At 68.4% G+C, this 14,514-nt stretch carries 15 protein-coding genes; 10 read left to right on the forward strand and 5 right to left on the reverse strand.

Going from position 1 to position 14,514, the window contains the following annotated elements:
• Positions 1–82 precede the first annotated feature (82 nt).
• Together FHT32_RS06605 and FHT32_RS06610 are read right to left on the reverse strand one after the other, a co-directional pair.
• Complete coding sequence (locus FHT32_RS06605) at positions 83–874, reverse strand: molybdopterin-dependent oxidoreductase (RefSeq protein WP_176663846.1); 792 nt, start codon at positions 872–874, stop codon at positions 83–85.
• Positions 871–1,515, reverse strand: a complete 645-nt coding sequence (locus FHT32_RS06610) for a cytochrome b/b6 domain-containing protein (RefSeq protein WP_176663847.1) — start codon at positions 1,513–1,515, stop codon at positions 871–873. The genes FHT32_RS06605 and FHT32_RS06610 overlap by 4 nt, the downstream gene beginning before the upstream one ends.
• Before the next feature lie 99 nt (positions 1,516–1,614).
• On the opposite strand from FHT32_RS06610, the gene FHT32_RS06615 reads away from it, so the two are divergent.
• From FHT32_RS06615 to FHT32_RS06625, 3 genes are all read left to right on the forward strand, one after another.
• Positions 1,615–2,340, forward strand: a complete 726-nt coding sequence (locus FHT32_RS06615) for a response regulator transcription factor (RefSeq protein WP_176663848.1) — start codon at positions 1,615–1,617, stop codon at positions 2,338–2,340.
• Complete coding sequence (locus FHT32_RS06620) at positions 2,340–3,827, forward strand: HAMP domain-containing sensor histidine kinase (protein ID WP_176663849.1); 1,488 nt, start codon at positions 2,340–2,342, stop codon at positions 3,825–3,827. Before FHT32_RS06615 ends, FHT32_RS06620 begins: the two co-directional genes overlap by 1 nt.
• A gap of 85 nt (positions 3,828–3,912) precedes the next feature.
• Positions 3,913–4,845, forward strand: a complete 933-nt coding sequence (locus tag FHT32_RS06625; protein ID WP_176663850.1) for a crotonase/enoyl-CoA hydratase family protein — start codon at positions 3,913–3,915, stop codon at positions 4,843–4,845.
• A gap of 18 nt (positions 4,846–4,863) precedes the next feature.
• Here the strand turns inward: FHT32_RS06625 and FHT32_RS06630 are convergent, their stop codons facing one another.
• Entirely contained in the window at positions 4,864–5,772 is a 909-nt protein-coding gene (locus FHT32_RS06630; RefSeq protein ID WP_256098903.1) for a transglutaminase family protein, read from the reverse strand.
• A gap of 124 nt (positions 5,773–5,896) precedes the next feature.
• Between FHT32_RS06630 and FHT32_RS06635 the strand changes: the two genes are divergently transcribed.
• Positions 5,897–6,232, forward strand: coding sequence for an antibiotic biosynthesis monooxygenase (locus tag FHT32_RS06635; protein ID WP_176663852.1), 336 nt, complete (start codon positions 5,897–5,899; stop codon positions 6,230–6,232).
• Positions 6,233–6,239: 7 nt separating this feature from the next.
• Positions 6,240–7,043, forward strand: a complete 804-nt coding sequence (locus FHT32_RS06640; RefSeq protein ID WP_176663853.1) for a sulfite exporter TauE/SafE family protein — start codon at positions 6,240–6,242, stop codon at positions 7,041–7,043.
• On the opposite strand, the gene mnmC is transcribed toward FHT32_RS06640, so the two are convergent.
• Positions 7,044–8,876 carry an FAD-dependent 5-carboxymethylaminomethyl-2-thiouridine(34) oxidoreductase MnmC gene (mnmC, locus tag FHT32_RS06645; RefSeq protein WP_371132139.1) on the reverse strand — a complete coding sequence of 611 codons (1,833 nt, stop codon included), beginning with the start codon at positions 8,874–8,876 and terminating at the stop codon, positions 7,044–7,046.
• 135 nt (positions 8,877–9,011) lie between these two features.
• Complete coding sequence (locus FHT32_RS06650; RefSeq protein WP_176663855.1) at positions 9,012–9,287, reverse strand: oxidative damage protection protein; 276 nt, start codon at positions 9,285–9,287, stop codon at positions 9,012–9,014.
• Positions 9,288–9,452: 165 nt separating this feature from the next.
• Between FHT32_RS06650 and FHT32_RS06655 the strand changes: the two genes are divergently transcribed.
• From FHT32_RS06655 to ssuD, 5 genes are all read left to right on the forward strand, one after another.
• A complete protein-coding gene (locus FHT32_RS06655) occupies positions 9,453–10,484 on the forward strand; it encodes a sulfate ABC transporter substrate-binding protein (RefSeq protein ID WP_176663856.1) in 1,032 nt (343 codons plus the stop codon).
• Between the two features lie 129 nt (positions 10,485–10,613).
• On the forward strand, positions 10,614–11,198 hold the full coding sequence (ssuE, locus tag FHT32_RS06660; RefSeq protein ID WP_176663857.1) for an NADPH-dependent FMN reductase: 585 nt from the start codon (positions 10,614–10,616) through the stop codon (positions 11,196–11,198).
• Positions 11,199–11,322: 124 nt separating this feature from the next.
• Entirely contained in the window at positions 11,323–12,348 is a 1,026-nt protein-coding gene (locus FHT32_RS06665; RefSeq protein ID WP_176663858.1) for a sulfonate ABC transporter substrate-binding protein, read from the forward strand.
• A 33-nt stretch (positions 12,349–12,381) separates the two neighbouring features.
• Complete coding sequence (locus FHT32_RS06670; RefSeq protein ID WP_176663859.1) at positions 12,382–13,338, forward strand: sulfonate ABC transporter substrate-binding protein; 957 nt, start codon at positions 12,382–12,384, stop codon at positions 13,336–13,338.
• Complete coding sequence (gene ssuD / locus FHT32_RS06675) at positions 13,338–14,507, forward strand: FMNH2-dependent alkanesulfonate monooxygenase (RefSeq protein ID WP_176663860.1); 1,170 nt, start codon at positions 13,338–13,340, stop codon at positions 14,505–14,507. Before FHT32_RS06670 ends, ssuD begins: the two co-directional genes overlap by 1 nt.
• The last annotated feature ends 7 nt before the right edge of the window (positions 14,508–14,514 follow it).

Raw genomic sequence — 14,514 nt, forward strand, 5'->3', positions numbered from 1 at the left:
AGGTTTGGGTTTTCAATGTCGGCTCGGTCCCGTGGGAACTCCGCCTTTCGCTTTCTTCGGCAGTCGAGCGGCTGGCGGCCCCTCAGCTCCCTCCGAACCAGTTGTAGCCCTGGTCTTCCCAGTAGCCACCGGAATAGGTGTTGGTGACGAACATCGCCTTGATGTGCTTCGGGTTCTTGTAGCCAAGCTTGGTCGGCATGCGCAGCTTCATCGGAAAGCCGTACTTGGGCGGCAGCGGCTGGCCGTCGTAGCTCAGCGCCAGGAGCGTCTGCGGGTGCAGCGCGGTGGGCATGTCGATGCTGGTGTAGTAGTCGTCCGCGCACTTGAAGCCGACGTACTTCGCCGTCAGGTCGGCGCCGATGTGGCGCAGGAAGTCGGCAAAGCGCACGCCGCCCCACCTGCCGATGGCGCTCCAGCCCTCCACGCAGATGTGCCGCGTGATCTGCTCCTGCTGCGGCATCGCGCGCAGCTCGGCCAGCGTCCAGGCGTGCCTGTCGGCGACCATGCCGGTCACTTCCAGCTTGTAGGTGGCCTCGTCGACCTCACGCACCTCGTCTTCGCCGTAGTAGGCGTTGAAGGGGAAGGGGCGGGTGATCTCGGCCTCGGTGTAGGTGGGAGCGAGCTGCGTCGGGCTGAAGATCAGGCCCTGCACCTTGTCGTTGAAGCGCGAGATCTTCGTGAGCGCGGCTTCCACCTGCGCGTTGTCGCTGATGCTGCAGCCGGTGAGAAGCGACAGGCCGCCGAGGGTGAGAGAACGCCGCAGGAACACGCGGCGCGAGGGCTCGTCGAGCTTCTTAGAGATCAGCGTGCGGGCTTCGCGCAGCACGGCGTCGCCGTCGATGCCGCTCAGGGTGGGGGCTTTGAAGATTTTCATCGGGCTTCCGGCTTGCCGCCGCGGATCATGGTGAGGAGCGTGCGGGGCACCAGGGCCACCATCACGAGGTGCACGACGATGAAGGCGACGATCGCGGCCATGCCGAAGAAGTGCACACGGCGCGCCGACTCGTAGCCGCCCATCAGCTCGCGCAGCACCGGGAACTGCACCGACTTCCACAGCACCAGGCCCGAAAGCACGATCACGATCAGGTCGAGCATCACGAACAGGTAGGCCAGCTTCTGTACGCTGTTGTAGTGGCGCGGGTCGGCGTGCGAGAGCTTGCCCTTGAGCGCGGCCAGCGCGTCGTGCAGCACGCTGCGCGGCGTGAGCGGAAAGAACTTCGTGGCCAGCCTGCCGGTGGCGATGTTCATGAACAGGTAGAACAGGCCGTTGGCCACCAGCAGCCACATCGCCGCGAAGTGCCACTGCAGCGCGCCGCCGAGCCAGCCTCCGAGCGTGACCACGGTCGGGATGGTGAAAGGGAAGAAGGGCGCGGCGTCGTAGATGCGCCAGCCGCTGGTCACCAGGAGCACCACGGCCAGCGCATTGAGCCAGTGCGAGATGCGCATCCAAAGCGGGTGCACCGGGCCGGCCTTGGCCGGTGCGGCGGGAGGGGCGATGGCTGTCGTGCTGTTCATGGGACGGATTGTTCGGCGCACCCCATGGCCGATTCATCACGCAAAGTTCAATTAATCGTGATAACTCCGCCGGTCGGATGGCGGGACAATGGCACCACCATGGACACTGCCAAGCGCGTGCTGATCGTCGAGGACGACGCCCACATTGCCGAACTTCTGCGCATGCATCTGCGCGACGAGGGCTACGCCATCGAGCATGCCGCCGACGGCCACGCCGGCCTTCGCGAGCTGGAGCGGGGCAACTGGGACGCGCTAGTGCTCGACCTCATGCTGCCCGGCATTGACGGCCTCGAAATCTGCCGCCGCGCCCGCGCCATGGCGCGCTACACGCCGATCATCATCATCAGCGCCCGTTCCAGCGAGGTGCACCGCATCCTCGGCCTTGAACTGGGCGCCGACGACTACCTGGCCAAGCCCTTCTCGGTGCTGGAGCTAGTGGCGCGCGTGAAGGCGCTGCTGCGGCGTACCGACGCGATGGCGCGCAACGCACGCATGGACTCCGGCAGCCTCACGCTGGGCAACCTCGACATCGAACCGCTGGCGCGCGAGGTGCGCGTTGACGGCAAGCCGGTCGAGCTCACGCCGCGCGAGTTCGACCTGCTGTACTTCTTCGCGCGCAACCCCGGCAAGGTGTTCTCTCGGCTCGACCTGCTCAACCAGGTCTGGGGCTATCAGCACGACGGCTACGAGCACACCGTCAACACGCACATCAACCGGCTGCGCACCAAGGTGGAGGCCGATCCGGCGGAGCCGAAGCGCATCCTCACGGTGTGGGGGCGCGGCTACAAGCTGTCGGCCGGCGGCAGCGGGGAGGACATGGCGTGATGGCCTGGGCCACGCTGTCGCGGCGGCTCTCCGCCGTGTTCGCGGTGCTGCTGCTGGTGTGCAGTGGCGCCTCGGTGTGGCTGCAGATGCGGTCCAGCGGCGTCCATGAGCAGGAGGTCATCCAGCGGCTGTCGCTCGGGCTCGCGGCGCATATCGCGGAGAACTCCGAGCTCATGAAGTCCGGCGGGCTCAACCAGGCGGGGGTGAAGGACCTGTTCGACAAGCTGATGGCCGTCAACCCGAGCGTGGAGGTCTACCTGCTGGCGCTGGACGGCAGCATCAAGGCGCAGGCCGCGCCGCCCGGGCAGCTGAGGCGCAACCGGGTCGAGCTGGAGCCGGTGCGCAAGCTGCTCTCGGGCGCACCGCTGCCGATTGCGGGCGACGATCCGCGCAGTCTCACCGCGTCCAAGGTGTTCAGCGCCGCGCCGCTGCGCATGGACGGGCGAGAGGTTGGCTATGTCTACGTGGTGCTGCAGGGCCAGGACCATGACGCGCTGGTCGCCAGCGGGGCGACCGACACCGTGTTGCGCGCCACGCTGTGGTCGATGGGACTGGTGGCGCTGCTCGGGCTGCTGGCGGGCCTTGCGGCGTTCCGCCTCATCACCCGGCCGCTGCGCGAGCTGACCGCGGCGGTGAAAAGATTCGAGACCGAGGGCATCGACTCGCTCGAGGGCGAGGCGCCCACGCTGGAGCGGCTTTCGCGCGGCAACGACGAGATCGCCCAGCTGGGCCAAGCCTTCGCGCAGATGACGCGGCGCATCGCCGAGCAGTGGCGCGAACTCACGCTTCAGGACCAGCAGCGCCGCGAACTCTTCGCCAACATCTCGCACGACCTGCGCACGCCGCTCACCTCGCTGCACGGCTACCTGGAAACGCTGCTGCTGAAGGCCGGCACCCTCAGCGACGAGGAGCGGCGGCGCTACCTCGAGATCGCCCTGGGCCAGAGCCGCAAGGTGGGCCGGCTCGCGCAGGAGGTGTTCGAGCTGGCGCGGCTCGAATACGGCGTGGTCAAGCCCGAGAAAGAGAACTTCGCACTCGCCGACCTCGTGCAGGACGTGTTCCAGAAGTTCGAGCTGGCCGCGGAGGCGAGGCGCCAGCGACTGAAGCCCGACATCGCGCCGGGCCTGCCGGTGGTGTCGGCCGACCTCGGCATGATCGAGCGCGTGCTGACCAATCTGCTGGACAACGCCATCCGCCACACGCCCGAGGGCGGCGAGATCGTGGTGCAACTGCGCGCCGAGAACGGCGGGGTGGCCGTGCAGGTGAGCGACACCGGCCCCGGCATTCCAGGCGAACTGCAGAAAGCGCTGTTCATGCGCCCGGTGTTCATGAGCGGCTCGCGCACCGACAGCGCGAGCAGCGGCGGGCTGGGGCTCGTGATCGTCAAGCGCATTCTGCAGCTGCACGACAGCGACATCAGGCTGGTGCAGCAGGCGGACAGGGGCGCGGTGTTCCGCTTCCAGCTGGGCGGGGCGGCGGCGGGCTGAGGGCTCTTCCCGGGGCTGGGCGCCCAAGGCGGTCGATGCTAAAAAAGCGGCGCGACCGACCCTCAGTACAAGGAGACAGCCCGCCATGCCAGCCTTCGACACCGTCCTCATCGACAAGGACCCGCAGCACCCGCGCATCGCACGCCTGGTGCTCAACCGGCCCGACAAGCTCAACGCCATCGGCGAGACCACCCCCGCCGAGATACGCCGCGCGGTCGAATGGGCCGAGGCCGACGACGAGGTGCACGTGATCGTGGTCGAAGGCGCGGGCCGTGCCTTCTGCGCCGGCTACGACCTCGGCGACTACGCCGAAGGCCATGGCCGCCAGGGCGACGAAGAGCAGGGCGACCATCCCTGCCGCCAGGAGAAGACCCCCTGGGACCCGATGCTCGACTACGCAGCCATGAAGCGCAACACCGACGACTTCATGGCCCTGTGGCGCAGCCGCAAGCCGACCATCGCCAAGGTGCACGGCTATGCGGTGGCCGGCGGCAGCGACATCGCGCTGTGCTGCGACCTGCTGACCATGGCCGACGATGCCCGCATCGGCTACATGCCCACGCGCGTGTGGGGCTGCCCGACCACCGCGATGTGGACCTACCGCCTCGGCGCCATGCGCGCCAAGCAGCTCATGTTCACCGGCGACACCATTCCCGGCACGCAGGCAGCCGAATGGGGCCTCGCGAATTTCTCGGTGCCGGCCGACCAGCTCGACGAGGCCACGACGAAGCTCGCGCTGCGCATCGCCGGCGTGCCGAGCTCGCATCTCATGATGCACAAGCTGGTCGTCAACCAGGTCTGGCATTCGATGGGGCTGGAGCAGAGCCAGATGTTCGCCACCGTGTTCGACGGCATCACGCGCCACAACCCGGAAGGCATGTGGTTCAGGCGGCAGGCCGAGGCGGAGGGTTTCAAGAGCGCGGTGCAGTGGCGCGACAGCGGCCGGCCGATTCCGGAAGGCGACGAGGCGAGGGCGCGCATCGCCGAGCTTGAAGCGAAGCTGGCTGCGCGCGGTTGAGCACCGCGGCCGCGGCGCTCAGCCCTCGCGGCGCGTGACGAGCACCGTGGCTTCCAGGCCCTCGTAGGCCTCGGGGTCGCCGAACCAGCTGCCCGAAATGGGCGCTGCCAGCGAAGGGTCGCGCGCCACGCCCACGCGGATCAGCTGGCCGCTGCCCATCAGGTTGTTGGTGGGGTCGAAGGCGAGCCAGCCCACGCCCGGCAGGTAGGCCTGCAGCCAGGCGTGCGTGGTGCCGGCGCCGGTCATCGAACCCGGCTCGCCCTGGGCCTGCGCGGCGGCGTCGAGCGCCGCGTCATAGAGATAGCCCGAGACGAAGCGCGTCGCGATGCCCAGGCGGCGCGTGGCTTCCATCATCAGCAGCGCGTAGTCGCGGCAGCTGCCGCTGCCCAGCGCAAGCGTTTCGAGCGGCGTCTGCGTGCCTTCCTCGTCGCGGGCCTTGTACTCGAAGCTCTGGCCGATGTGCGCGTTCATGCGGGTGAGCACCTCGCGCGTGCTGTTGGGCTTGTCGGTCTGCAGGAACTGGTGGGCCCAGCGGATCAGCGTGCCCTGCTCGTCGTCGTTGTGGTGCGGGCGCAGGTAGTGTTCCAGGTCGAGGCGTTCCTGCACCGAGTAGGCGAAGGGCAGGAACTCGGCGGACGGGTCGAGCGTGAACAGGTCGCGCTGCGAGGGCGGCACGTGCTCGATGGTGAAGGAGCACACGATGCGCAGCTCGGTGGCTTCGCCCAGCGGCTGCACCAGCGCGACGGAGTTGGAATAAGGATCCTGGATGAGCCGCGTGTTCGCCTCCGGGCTCACCTGCAGGTCGGTGGCGAGCACGCGCAGGTCGTGGCTGTCGCGCGGGCGGAACATCACCCGGTGCAGCCCGAAGCTGACCGGCTTGCTGTAGCGGTAGACGGTGGTGTGCCTGATGTCGTACTGGATGGCCATGCGCCGCATTCTCGTGCCTTCGCGCGGCAAAAAGAAAGGCGGAGAAAAGGTGGGGCGGCGCGTGCGCATGCCGCAGAATCGGCGCCCGCCCGGACCCTTCGTCATCAGGAGATCCTCACCCGCCATGTACTCAGCGACCTTCATCTTTGCCCCCGGGCAGTTCGACGACGAGTTCCACCGCCTCGACCAGACCATCGCCGCCGCCGCGAAATCGCTGCCCGGCTACCTGGGCGAGGAAACATGGGAAAACCCCGGCAACGGCCTGGTGTCGAACGTCTACTACTGGGACTCGCTCGACAGCCTGCAGGCGCTGATCCGGCACCCCGTGCACCAGCAGGCCAAGGCAGCGCAGTCGAACTGGCTCGACGGCTACAGGGTGGTGATTTCCGAAGTGCTGCGCACCTACGGCGACAGCCGCATCGACCACATGCTGGCGCCTTCCGGGCAGGGCGCCGGGTAGGCAACCGATGCCCGAAGCCCTCAGCCTCGTCCAGGTGCTCGGCGGGCTGGCTATCGGCGTCTTCTCGGGCGCCGTGGGCGGCCTGCTCGGCGTGAGCCCCGGCGGCGTACTGGTGCCCGCGCTGGCACTGATGCCCGGGCTGGGGCAGCATGAGGCGCAGGCCGTCTCGCTCGCGGCGCAACTGGTGCCGACCAGTCTCGCGGGCTTTCTGCGCTATCGGGTGTCGGGGCATGGTGCGTCGTGGCGCACGGTGGCCTGGATCTCGTTCGGCTTCCTGGCTGGAGCCTGGCTCGGCGCCCGAGGCGCCAGCCACGTGGCCGACGCGATGCTGCGCTGGATGTTCGTCGGCTATCTGCTGTTGCTGGCGACGCTCGTCGTGCTGAAGTCGCCCGCGAAGGCCGATGGCGGAGCAGGGCTGGTGCAGGAGCCCCGCCGTACGGCCGCGGCGCTGGCGTTTGTGGGTGTGGTGGCCGGGGCATCGTCGGGCCTGCTCGGTATCGGCGGCGGGCTGGCCATCACCGCGCTGCTGACGGTGGCGCTTCGCTACTCGCAGCATCGCGCGCAGGCCGCGAGTCTCGCGGTGAATGCCTTGCCGCTCGCGCTGCCGGCGGTGTTCGTCTATGCGAGCGTGATCAACGGGCTGCCCTGGGTGTTGCTGGGGTGCGCGGTGCTGGGGCTGTGGATCGGCACCGCCGCGGGCGCGCGGCTCGCGACGCGGCTGGACGAGCGGGCGCTGCGCAAATACTTCTTCGTGCTGGTGATCTGCATGGCGCTGCTGATGGCCTGCCGCGCCTTGGGCGCCGCAGGCTGATCAGAGCCGCTGCGTGTCGAGTGCCTTGGCCAGCGTGGCCGGCAGGGGCAGCGGCTCGGCGTGCCATTGCGCGGCCAGCAACTCGGCGCACAGGGCCGCGAAGCTCAGGCCGCGCGAGCCCAGCGCGGTGCAGGCCCAGACGCCGGGCGCCTCGGCGCCGACAGGGCCGACCAGCGGGCGCCGGTCACCGGATGCGCATCGGATGCCGACCCAGGTGTGGCTATCTCCGTGCTCGAACACACCGGCCAGCGCCCTGGCGGCGTCTGGATGCAGGCGCGCGAGGCGCTCGCGGTTCTCGGCGCTGTCCGCCTCGGTGGGGGCCAGGTCGATGCTGTCGCGGTCGAAGGTGGCGCCGGCCAGCCACATCGGGGCTTCGCCGCGGTCGCCGGACACGTGGGCGACCAGATGGCCGTCGCCGTTGATGGGCGTGACGGGCAGGGGGACGTTCTCGGGCATCGGGCCCCAGGCGACTTGTCCGCGCACGGGCTGCAAAGGGAGCGCGGGCGCGAAGTGGCCCGATTCGAAGCCGGCGCAGACGACGACGCGATCTGCCTCGACAAGCAGTTCGCCGGCCGAATCGCGCAACTGCCAACTGCCTTCGTCGCGCCGCTCCAGCCGTGCCACCCGGCAACCGCCACGGAATTCGATGCCCGGCCGACGCAGCCAGGCTGCGACCAGCCGCTGCGGCTTCACCCAGGCCGCGCGCGAATGCCAGATCGCGGGGGTGTCGGCCGGCAGGCCGGCTGCCGCCAGCTGATCGGCGCTGGCGGGCCACGATTCGTTCGGGCCTTGGTCGCTCCAGCCGGCGGGCACGCGGACATCGCCATCGGGTCGGCGCTCCAGCACGCCGGTGGCGCGCCAGTCGCGTCCTTCTTCCAGCAGCCGCGCGAGTTCGGTCCAGGTGGCACGGATGCCGGCGCGCGTGAGCCGGGAGAGCAGGGCGTCGTCCGGCGACACGTGCGGTGCCAGCATGCCCACCGGAAGCCCCGAGGCGCCGGAGGCGGGCCAGTCGGCCGCATCGAGCACCGTCACCTGCCAGCCGCGCCGGGCGAGGCTGGCGGCCACGGCGGCGCCCGCGAGGCCCGCGCCAACGATCGCGCAGCGGCCGGGTGTTTCGATGCGTTCGGGCGCGGGTTCGCGGCGGCGCACGGTCCAGGCGGGCGCAAAAGTGCCACGCAGGCAGTCGCGCTTCGGCGGCAGGCCCGGGCGTTTCTCGACGACGAAGCCCTGTTGGGCCAGCGCGTCGCGGATCGCCCGCGCGATGGTCCATGTGGCGATGCGCGTGCCCTGGCGCGCAAAGCGCGACGCGGCCTTGAGCGTGTCGGCCGACCACATGGCCGGGTTCTGCTGCGGGCTGAAGCCGTCGAGGAAGATGCTGTCGGCCTCGAAGCGCTGGGCGCGCAGCATGGGTTGCACGTCGCCCACGCACAGCGTGAGCAGCACCCGGCCCTCGTCGAAGGCCAGCCGGTGGAAGCCCGGAAGAAGGGCGTGCCACTGGGCGGCCAGTTCACGGGCAAGCGAAATCAGCTCGGGATAGGCCTCGGCGCCACGCAGGACGTCGCTGGCCGAGACAGGGTGCGCCTCGATCGAGACGAAATGCAGCATGCGCGGCCGCGCCGGATCGGCGCGCCACGCCTGCCAGGTTGTCAGGAAATTGAGGCCGAGGCCGAATCCGGTTTCGAGAATCCGCCATTGCGGCTGTCCGGCCCAGTCTTCGGGCAGGCCGCAGCCGCCCAGGAACACATGGCGGGATTGCGCCAGCGCCCCGGTTTCGGTGTGATAGATGTCGTCGAAGCGCTCGCTCCGGGGAACGCCGTCGGCGCGCCAGGTCACAGGCTCACCCCCAGGCTTCGCGCACTTCGTGTCGCTTCGCCCACCCCCTTCGAGGGGGCAACACCTGCAGCCCGGCAAAGCCGGTTCTGCGGTGTTCCCCGAAGAAGAGTCTGGAGGCAATCGCGCCAGCGAGGGTCAGGGAGCCGAAGGAGGAACGTAGCCTTGCGCCACGTCGGCGCCTTCGCCGAAGAAGTGCTTTTCCATCTGCCGCGCCAGGTACTGGCGGGCGCGCAGATCGGCCAGGTTCAGCCGGTTTTCATTGACGAGCATGGTCTGCTGCTTGAGCCAGGCGGCCCAGGCTTCCTTGCTGACGTTTTCCCACAGGCGCTTGCCCAGATCGCCGGGATAGGGCGGGAAGTCGAGACCTTCGGCCTCTTTGCCGAGCTTGATGCACTGGACCATGCGTGCCATTTCGATTGCCTTTTTTGTACGGGAAAGTGGGGAGACGGGGAAAAGCGGGGGGATGGCGCTTAGTTGATTTGGCTATTTAGAACTGAAAACTTGGTCGTTCCAGTTTCTATATGTCGTATTGAGAATACGCAGCTTCATCGATATGCCTTTTCAGAGCAAAACACCATGAGCCTTCGCCGCGACTTTATCAAGCTTTCCCTAGGTGCTGGCGTGGCCGGTGCCATGGCCCTTTCGGCATTGCCGGCGTTGGCCCAGGGTCCCGTGACGCTGCTGAACGTCTCCTACGACCCGACGCGCGAGCTCTACGTCGACTACAACCAGGCCTTCGCCAAGTACTGGAAGGCCAAGACCGGGCAGGACGTGACGATCAAGCAGTCGCACGGCGGCTCGGGCAAGCAGGCCCGCTCGATCATCGACGGCATCGACGCCGACGTGGCCACCCTAGCGCTGGGCGGCGACGTCGACGCGCTCGTCTCGCACGGCGGCCTGGTCAAGGCCGACTGGCAGAAGCGCCTGCCGCACAACTCCGCGCCCTACACCTCGACCATCGTGTTCCTGGTGAAGAAGGGCAACCCCAAGGGCCTGAAGGACTGGGACGACCTCATCAAGCCTGGCGTGCAGGTGATCACGCCCAACCCCAAGACCTCGGGCGGCGCCCGCTGGAACTACCTGGCCGCGTGGGAGTTCGCCAAGCGCAAGTACGGCGGCGACGCGAAGGCCAAGGAATACATCGGCAACCTGTTCAAGAACGTGCCCGTGCTCGACACCGGTGCGCGCGGCGCGACCATCACCTTCGTGCAGCGCGGCGTCGGCGACGTGCTGCTGGCCTGGGAGAACGAGGCCTTCCTGGCGCTGAAGGAATTCGGCCCCGAGAAGTTCGAGATCGTGGTGCCTTCCATCTCCATCCTGGCCGAGCCCAGCGTGGCGGTGGTCGACAAGGTCGTCGACAAGAAGGGCACGCGCGCCGTGGCCGAGGAGTACCTGAAGTACCTGTACTCCGACGAAGGCCAGGACATCGCCGGCCGCAACTTCTACCGCCCGACCTCCGAGAAGGCCAAGGCCAAGTACGACAAGCAGTTCCCCAAGCTCACGCTGGTGACCATCGACCAGGCCTTCGGCGGCTGGGCGAAGGCCGACAAGGAGCACTTTGCCGACGGCGGCTCCTTCGACCAGATCTACGCTCCAAAGCAGAAGTAACCCCCCAGGCTGCGCGCACTTCGTGTCGCTTCGCCCACCCCCCTGCTGGGGGCGGGCCGGCCGCTTCGGGCGGCCGTGCGCGGCGGCCCCTGCGAATTCGCGCTCTTTTTCATCGAACTAAGGTTTTCCGTGTCCGTTCTCCTGATTGCCGGCAGCCCTACGGCCCCGTCCCGCTCCACCGCCTTGCTCGACGCGGTGGGCGAGCGGCTGGCCCAGCGCCATGCGCGGATCGAGCGGCTCGCCGTTCGCGAACTGCCGGCGCAGGCGCTGCTTCTGGCCGAGTGGAACCACCCGGCCATCGAACGGGCGATCGCGCAGGTGGCGGCTGCCCGCGTGATCGTGGTGGCCACGCCGGTCTACAAGGCGGCCTACAGCGGCCTGCTCAAGGTCTTCCTCGATCTGCTCTCGCAGAACGCGCTCAAGGGCAAGACGGTGCTGCCGCTGGCCACCGGCGGCAGCCCGCACCACATGCTCGCGCTCGACTACGCGCTGCGGCCCGTGCTGCAGTCGCTGTCGGCGCGCCACATCCTGCCGGGCGTGTACGCCAGCGAATCGCAGATCGCGCTGACGCCCGAGAACGCCTACCAGGTGCACGCCGACCTGGCCGAGCGACTCAACGAGGCCGTCGAAGTGCTGGCCACCGAAGGCCTGAAGCTGCCGGCGACCCACGGCTTCGAGCCCGTGCCGTTTTCCCGCGTGCGATGTAGCGTCTGACGAGCGGGCTCGCCTTCGAGCCCGGCTCCCCGCCAGACCCATCACCGTCCCTTTTTTTGAAGCCGCATGTTTGCGGGGAGGGGACAGCTTTGCCTGAAGTTTTTGCAGACCAAGGAATCCACGCATGAACCCCGTCGCAACCGAAGACCCCGTGCTCGAAGTGCCGCCGCGCTCCTTCTGGCGCGGCCTGCGCGATCTGCTGATCAGCGCCATCGTGGTCAGTGCCATCGCGCTGATCGTCAGCTTCATCTCCGCCGCCTCGGCGCATGCCCAAGGCAAGGGCGAGCTTCGCATCGGCTACCAGAAGTCGGCCAGCCTCTTCGTGCTGCAGAAGGCACAGGGCACTCTGGAGAAGAAGCTCGCGCCGCTGGGCTTTGGCGTGAAGTGGGTCGAGTTTCCGGCCGGTCCGCAACTGCTCGAAGGGCTGAACGTGGGCGCGGTCGATGTCGGCTATGTCGGCGAGGCGCCGCCCATCTTCGCGCAGGCCGCGGGCGCCAAGTTCGTCTACTTCGGCTACGACCCGGCTGCGCCGCGCGCCGAGGCCATCCTGGTCGCGAAGGATTCGCCCATCAAGTCCGTCGCGGACCTGAAGGGCAAGAAGGTCGTGCTCAACAAGGGCAGCAACGTGCACTACCTGCTGGTGAAGCAGCTCGAGAAGAACGGCCTGAAGCTTTCCGACATCCAGCCCGTGTACCTCGCGCCCGCCGACGGCCGTGCCGCCTTCGAAAGCAGGAACGTCGATGCCTGGGTGATCTGGGATCCGTTCCAGGCCGCGGCAGAGAAAGCCACCGGCGCGCGCGTGCTGGCCGACGGCACGCCCGAGGTGGTCAACAACTACCAGTACTACCTGGGCGAGCGTAGCTTCGTGAAGAACAACCCGAAGGTCATCGACGCGCTGTTCGCCGACTCGGTGGAGCAGGGCATCTGGCTCAAGAAGAACCTGCGCCAGGCGGCCGAGCTGATCGCTCCGCTGCAGGGGCTGCCGGTCGACGTGGTCGAGCTGGCGCTGCGCCGCTACGAGTTCAACGTGAAGCCGATCACCCCGGCCGTCGCGGCCGACCAGCAAAAGATCGCCGACACCTTCTACGCGCTGAAGCTCATTCCCAAGCCCATCAAGGTCGGCGACGCCGTGGTCACGGCGCAGCCCTGAGGCTTCCAACGAATCGGATCGTTCCGAACAACCATGACACGCATCTCCATTCCCCGCCGACGCCTGATCCAGGGCGCGGCCGCCGCCATCGCGCTGCCTTCGTTCGGCGCATTGGCGCAGTCCCCCGCGCGCCAGTTCCGCATCGGCAACCAGAAGGGCTACCTCACGCTGCTCAAGGGCCGCGGCACGCTCGAGAGGCGCCTCGCGCCGCTGGGCGTGAGCGTGAAGTGGACCGAGTTCACCGCCGGCCCTGTGCAGCTCGAGGCGCTGAACGTCGGCTCCATCGACTTCGGCGACGTGGGCGAGGCGCCGCCCATCTTCGCGCAGGCTGCCGGCGCACCGCTGGCCTACGTGGGCGCGACCGTGCCGCGTCCGCAGTCGGAGGCGGTGCTGGTGCCCAAGGGCTCCGCCATCAAGACCGTGGCCGATCTCAAGGGCAAGAAGATCGCGCTCAACAAGGGCTCGAACGTCCACTACTTCATCGTCAAGCTGTTCGAGAAGCACGGCCTCGCGTTCGCCGACCTGAACCTGGTCTACCTGCCGCCCGCCGATGCACGCGCCGCCTTCGAGAAGGGCTCGGTCGATGCGTGGGTGATCTGGGACCCGTTCCTGGCCGCGGCCGAGAAGTCGCTCGACGCACGCGTGCTGGCCGACGCCACCGGCGTGGTCGGCAACCGCGCCTACTACTTCTCCTCGCTCGACTACGTGGCGAAGAACGCCGATGTGCTCGCCATCGCGATCGAGGAACTCAACAAGGTCGACGTCTGGGGCGCCGCAAACAAGGGCGAACTGGCCGGCGAGCTGGCCACGCTCTGGGGCCTTCCGAAGCCGGTGGCCGAACTGTCGGTGAACCGCTCGGCCTACGGCACCGCGCCGATCACCAAGGCCATCCTGGGCGAGCAGCAGAAGATCGCCGACACCTTCTTCGAACTGAAGCTGATCCCGAAGAAGATCAACGTGCTCGAAGCGGCCGGCGCGGGAGTCGCGTGATGCAGATCTTCTGGTTCCTCCCCACGCACGGCGACAGCCGCTACCTCGGCACGAGCGAGGGCGCGCGCCCCATCGACCTGGCCTACCTGCAGCAGATCGCCGGCGCGGCCGACAACCTCGGCTACGAGGGCGTGCTGATCCCCACGGGCCGCTCCTGCGAAGACCCGTGGGTCATCGCCTCCAGCCTGATCGGCGCGACGAAGAATCTCAAGTTCCTGGTGGCGGTGCGCCCCGGGCTGCACCAGCCCAGCCTGGCCGCGCGCATGGCCGCGACCTTCGACCGGCTCTCGGGCGGGCGACTGCTCGTGAACCTGGTGACGGGCGGCGACCAGGCCGAGCTCGAAGGCGATGGCGTCTACCTCGACCACGCCTCGCGCTACGAGCAGTCGGCCGAGTTCATCCGCATCTGGCGCGAGATCATTGCGCGCAGCCACGACGGGCAGTCTTTCGACTACGAAGGCAAGCACCTGAGCGTGAAGGGCGCGAAGCTGCTCTACCCGCCGGTGCAGAAGCCGTATCCGCCGGTGTGGTTCGGCGGCTCCTCGGCCGCTGCGCACGACCTCGCCGCCGAGCAGGTCGACGCGTACCTCACCTGGGGCGAGCCGCCCGCCGAAGTTGCAAAGAAGATCGCCGACGTCCGGGCGCGCGCCGAACGCAAGGGCCGCAAGGTCGAGTTCGGCATCCGCCTGCACGTGATCGTGCGCGAGACCGAAGAAGCCGCCTGGAAGGCCGCCGAGGAACTCATCAGCCGCGTGGACGACGAGACCGTGGTCCGCGCGCAGGCCGCCTTCGCGCGCATGGATTCCGAAGGACAGCGCCGCATGGCCGCGCTGCATGCGGGCGGCGCCAAGCGCTCGCGCGCCGATCTGGAGATCGCACCGAACCTCTGGGCCGGCGTGGGCCTGGTGCGTGGTGGCGCCGGCACGGCGCTGGTGGGCGATGCGAAGACGGTCGCGGCGCGCATCGAGGAATACGCGGCGCTGGGCCTCGACAAGTTCATCCTGTCTGGCTATCCGCATCTCGAAGAGGCCTACCGCTTCGCCGAGCTGGTGTTCCCGCTGCTGTCGCGAAAGGCGAAGACGCAGCTGGCCGGCGGCTCGCTGAGCGGGCCCTTCGGCGAAGTCGTCGCGAATCTCGATGCGCCCTCGCGCCTCGTCTCCCAAAGCTGAAGGATCG

It is taken from the genome of Variovorax sp. SG517 (assembly GCF_013376045.1).
Lineage (GTDB): Bacteria > Pseudomonadota > Gammaproteobacteria > Burkholderiales > Burkholderiaceae_C > Variovorax.

Excerpts from the sequence above, each read along its gene's own strand:
- FHT32_RS06605 (WP_176663846.1), bottom strand. The coding sequence starts at position 874 with ATGAAAATCTTCAAAGCCCCCACCCTGAGCGGCATCGACGGCGACGCC.
- FHT32_RS06610 (WP_176663847.1), bottom strand. The coding sequence starts at position 1,515 with ATGAACAGCACGACAGCCATCGCCCCTCCCGCCGCACCGGCCAAGGCC.
- FHT32_RS06615 (WP_176663848.1), top strand. The coding sequence starts at position 1,615 with ATGGACACTGCCAAGCGCGTGCTGATCGTCGAGGACGACGCCCACATT.
- FHT32_RS06620 (WP_176663849.1), top strand. The coding sequence starts at position 2,340 with ATGGCCTGGGCCACGCTGTCGCGGCGGCTCTCCGCCGTGTTCGCGGTG.
- FHT32_RS06625 (WP_176663850.1), top strand. The coding sequence starts at position 3,913 with ATGCCAGCCTTCGACACCGTCCTCATCGACAAGGACCCGCAGCACCCG.
- FHT32_RS06630 (WP_256098903.1), bottom strand. The coding sequence starts at position 5,772 with ATGGCCATCCAGTACGACATCAGGCACACCACCGTCTACCGCTACAGC.
- FHT32_RS06635 (WP_176663852.1), top strand. The coding sequence starts at position 5,897 with ATGTACTCAGCGACCTTCATCTTTGCCCCCGGGCAGTTCGACGACGAG.
- FHT32_RS06640 (WP_176663853.1), top strand. The coding sequence starts at position 6,240 with ATGCCCGAAGCCCTCAGCCTCGTCCAGGTGCTCGGCGGGCTGGCTATC.
- FHT32_RS06650 (WP_176663855.1), bottom strand. The coding sequence starts at position 9,287 with ATGGCACGCATGGTCCAGTGCATCAAGCTCGGCAAAGAGGCCGAAGGT.
- FHT32_RS06655 (WP_176663856.1), top strand. The coding sequence starts at position 9,453 with ATGAGCCTTCGCCGCGACTTTATCAAGCTTTCCCTAGGTGCTGGCGTG.
- FHT32_RS06665 (WP_176663858.1), top strand. The coding sequence starts at position 11,323 with ATGAACCCCGTCGCAACCGAAGACCCCGTGCTCGAAGTGCCGCCGCGC.
- FHT32_RS06670 (WP_176663859.1), top strand. The coding sequence starts at position 12,382 with ATGACACGCATCTCCATTCCCCGCCGACGCCTGATCCAGGGCGCGGCC.
- ssuD (WP_176663860.1), top strand. The coding sequence starts at position 13,338 with ATGCAGATCTTCTGGTTCCTCCCCACGCACGGCGACAGCCGCTACCTC.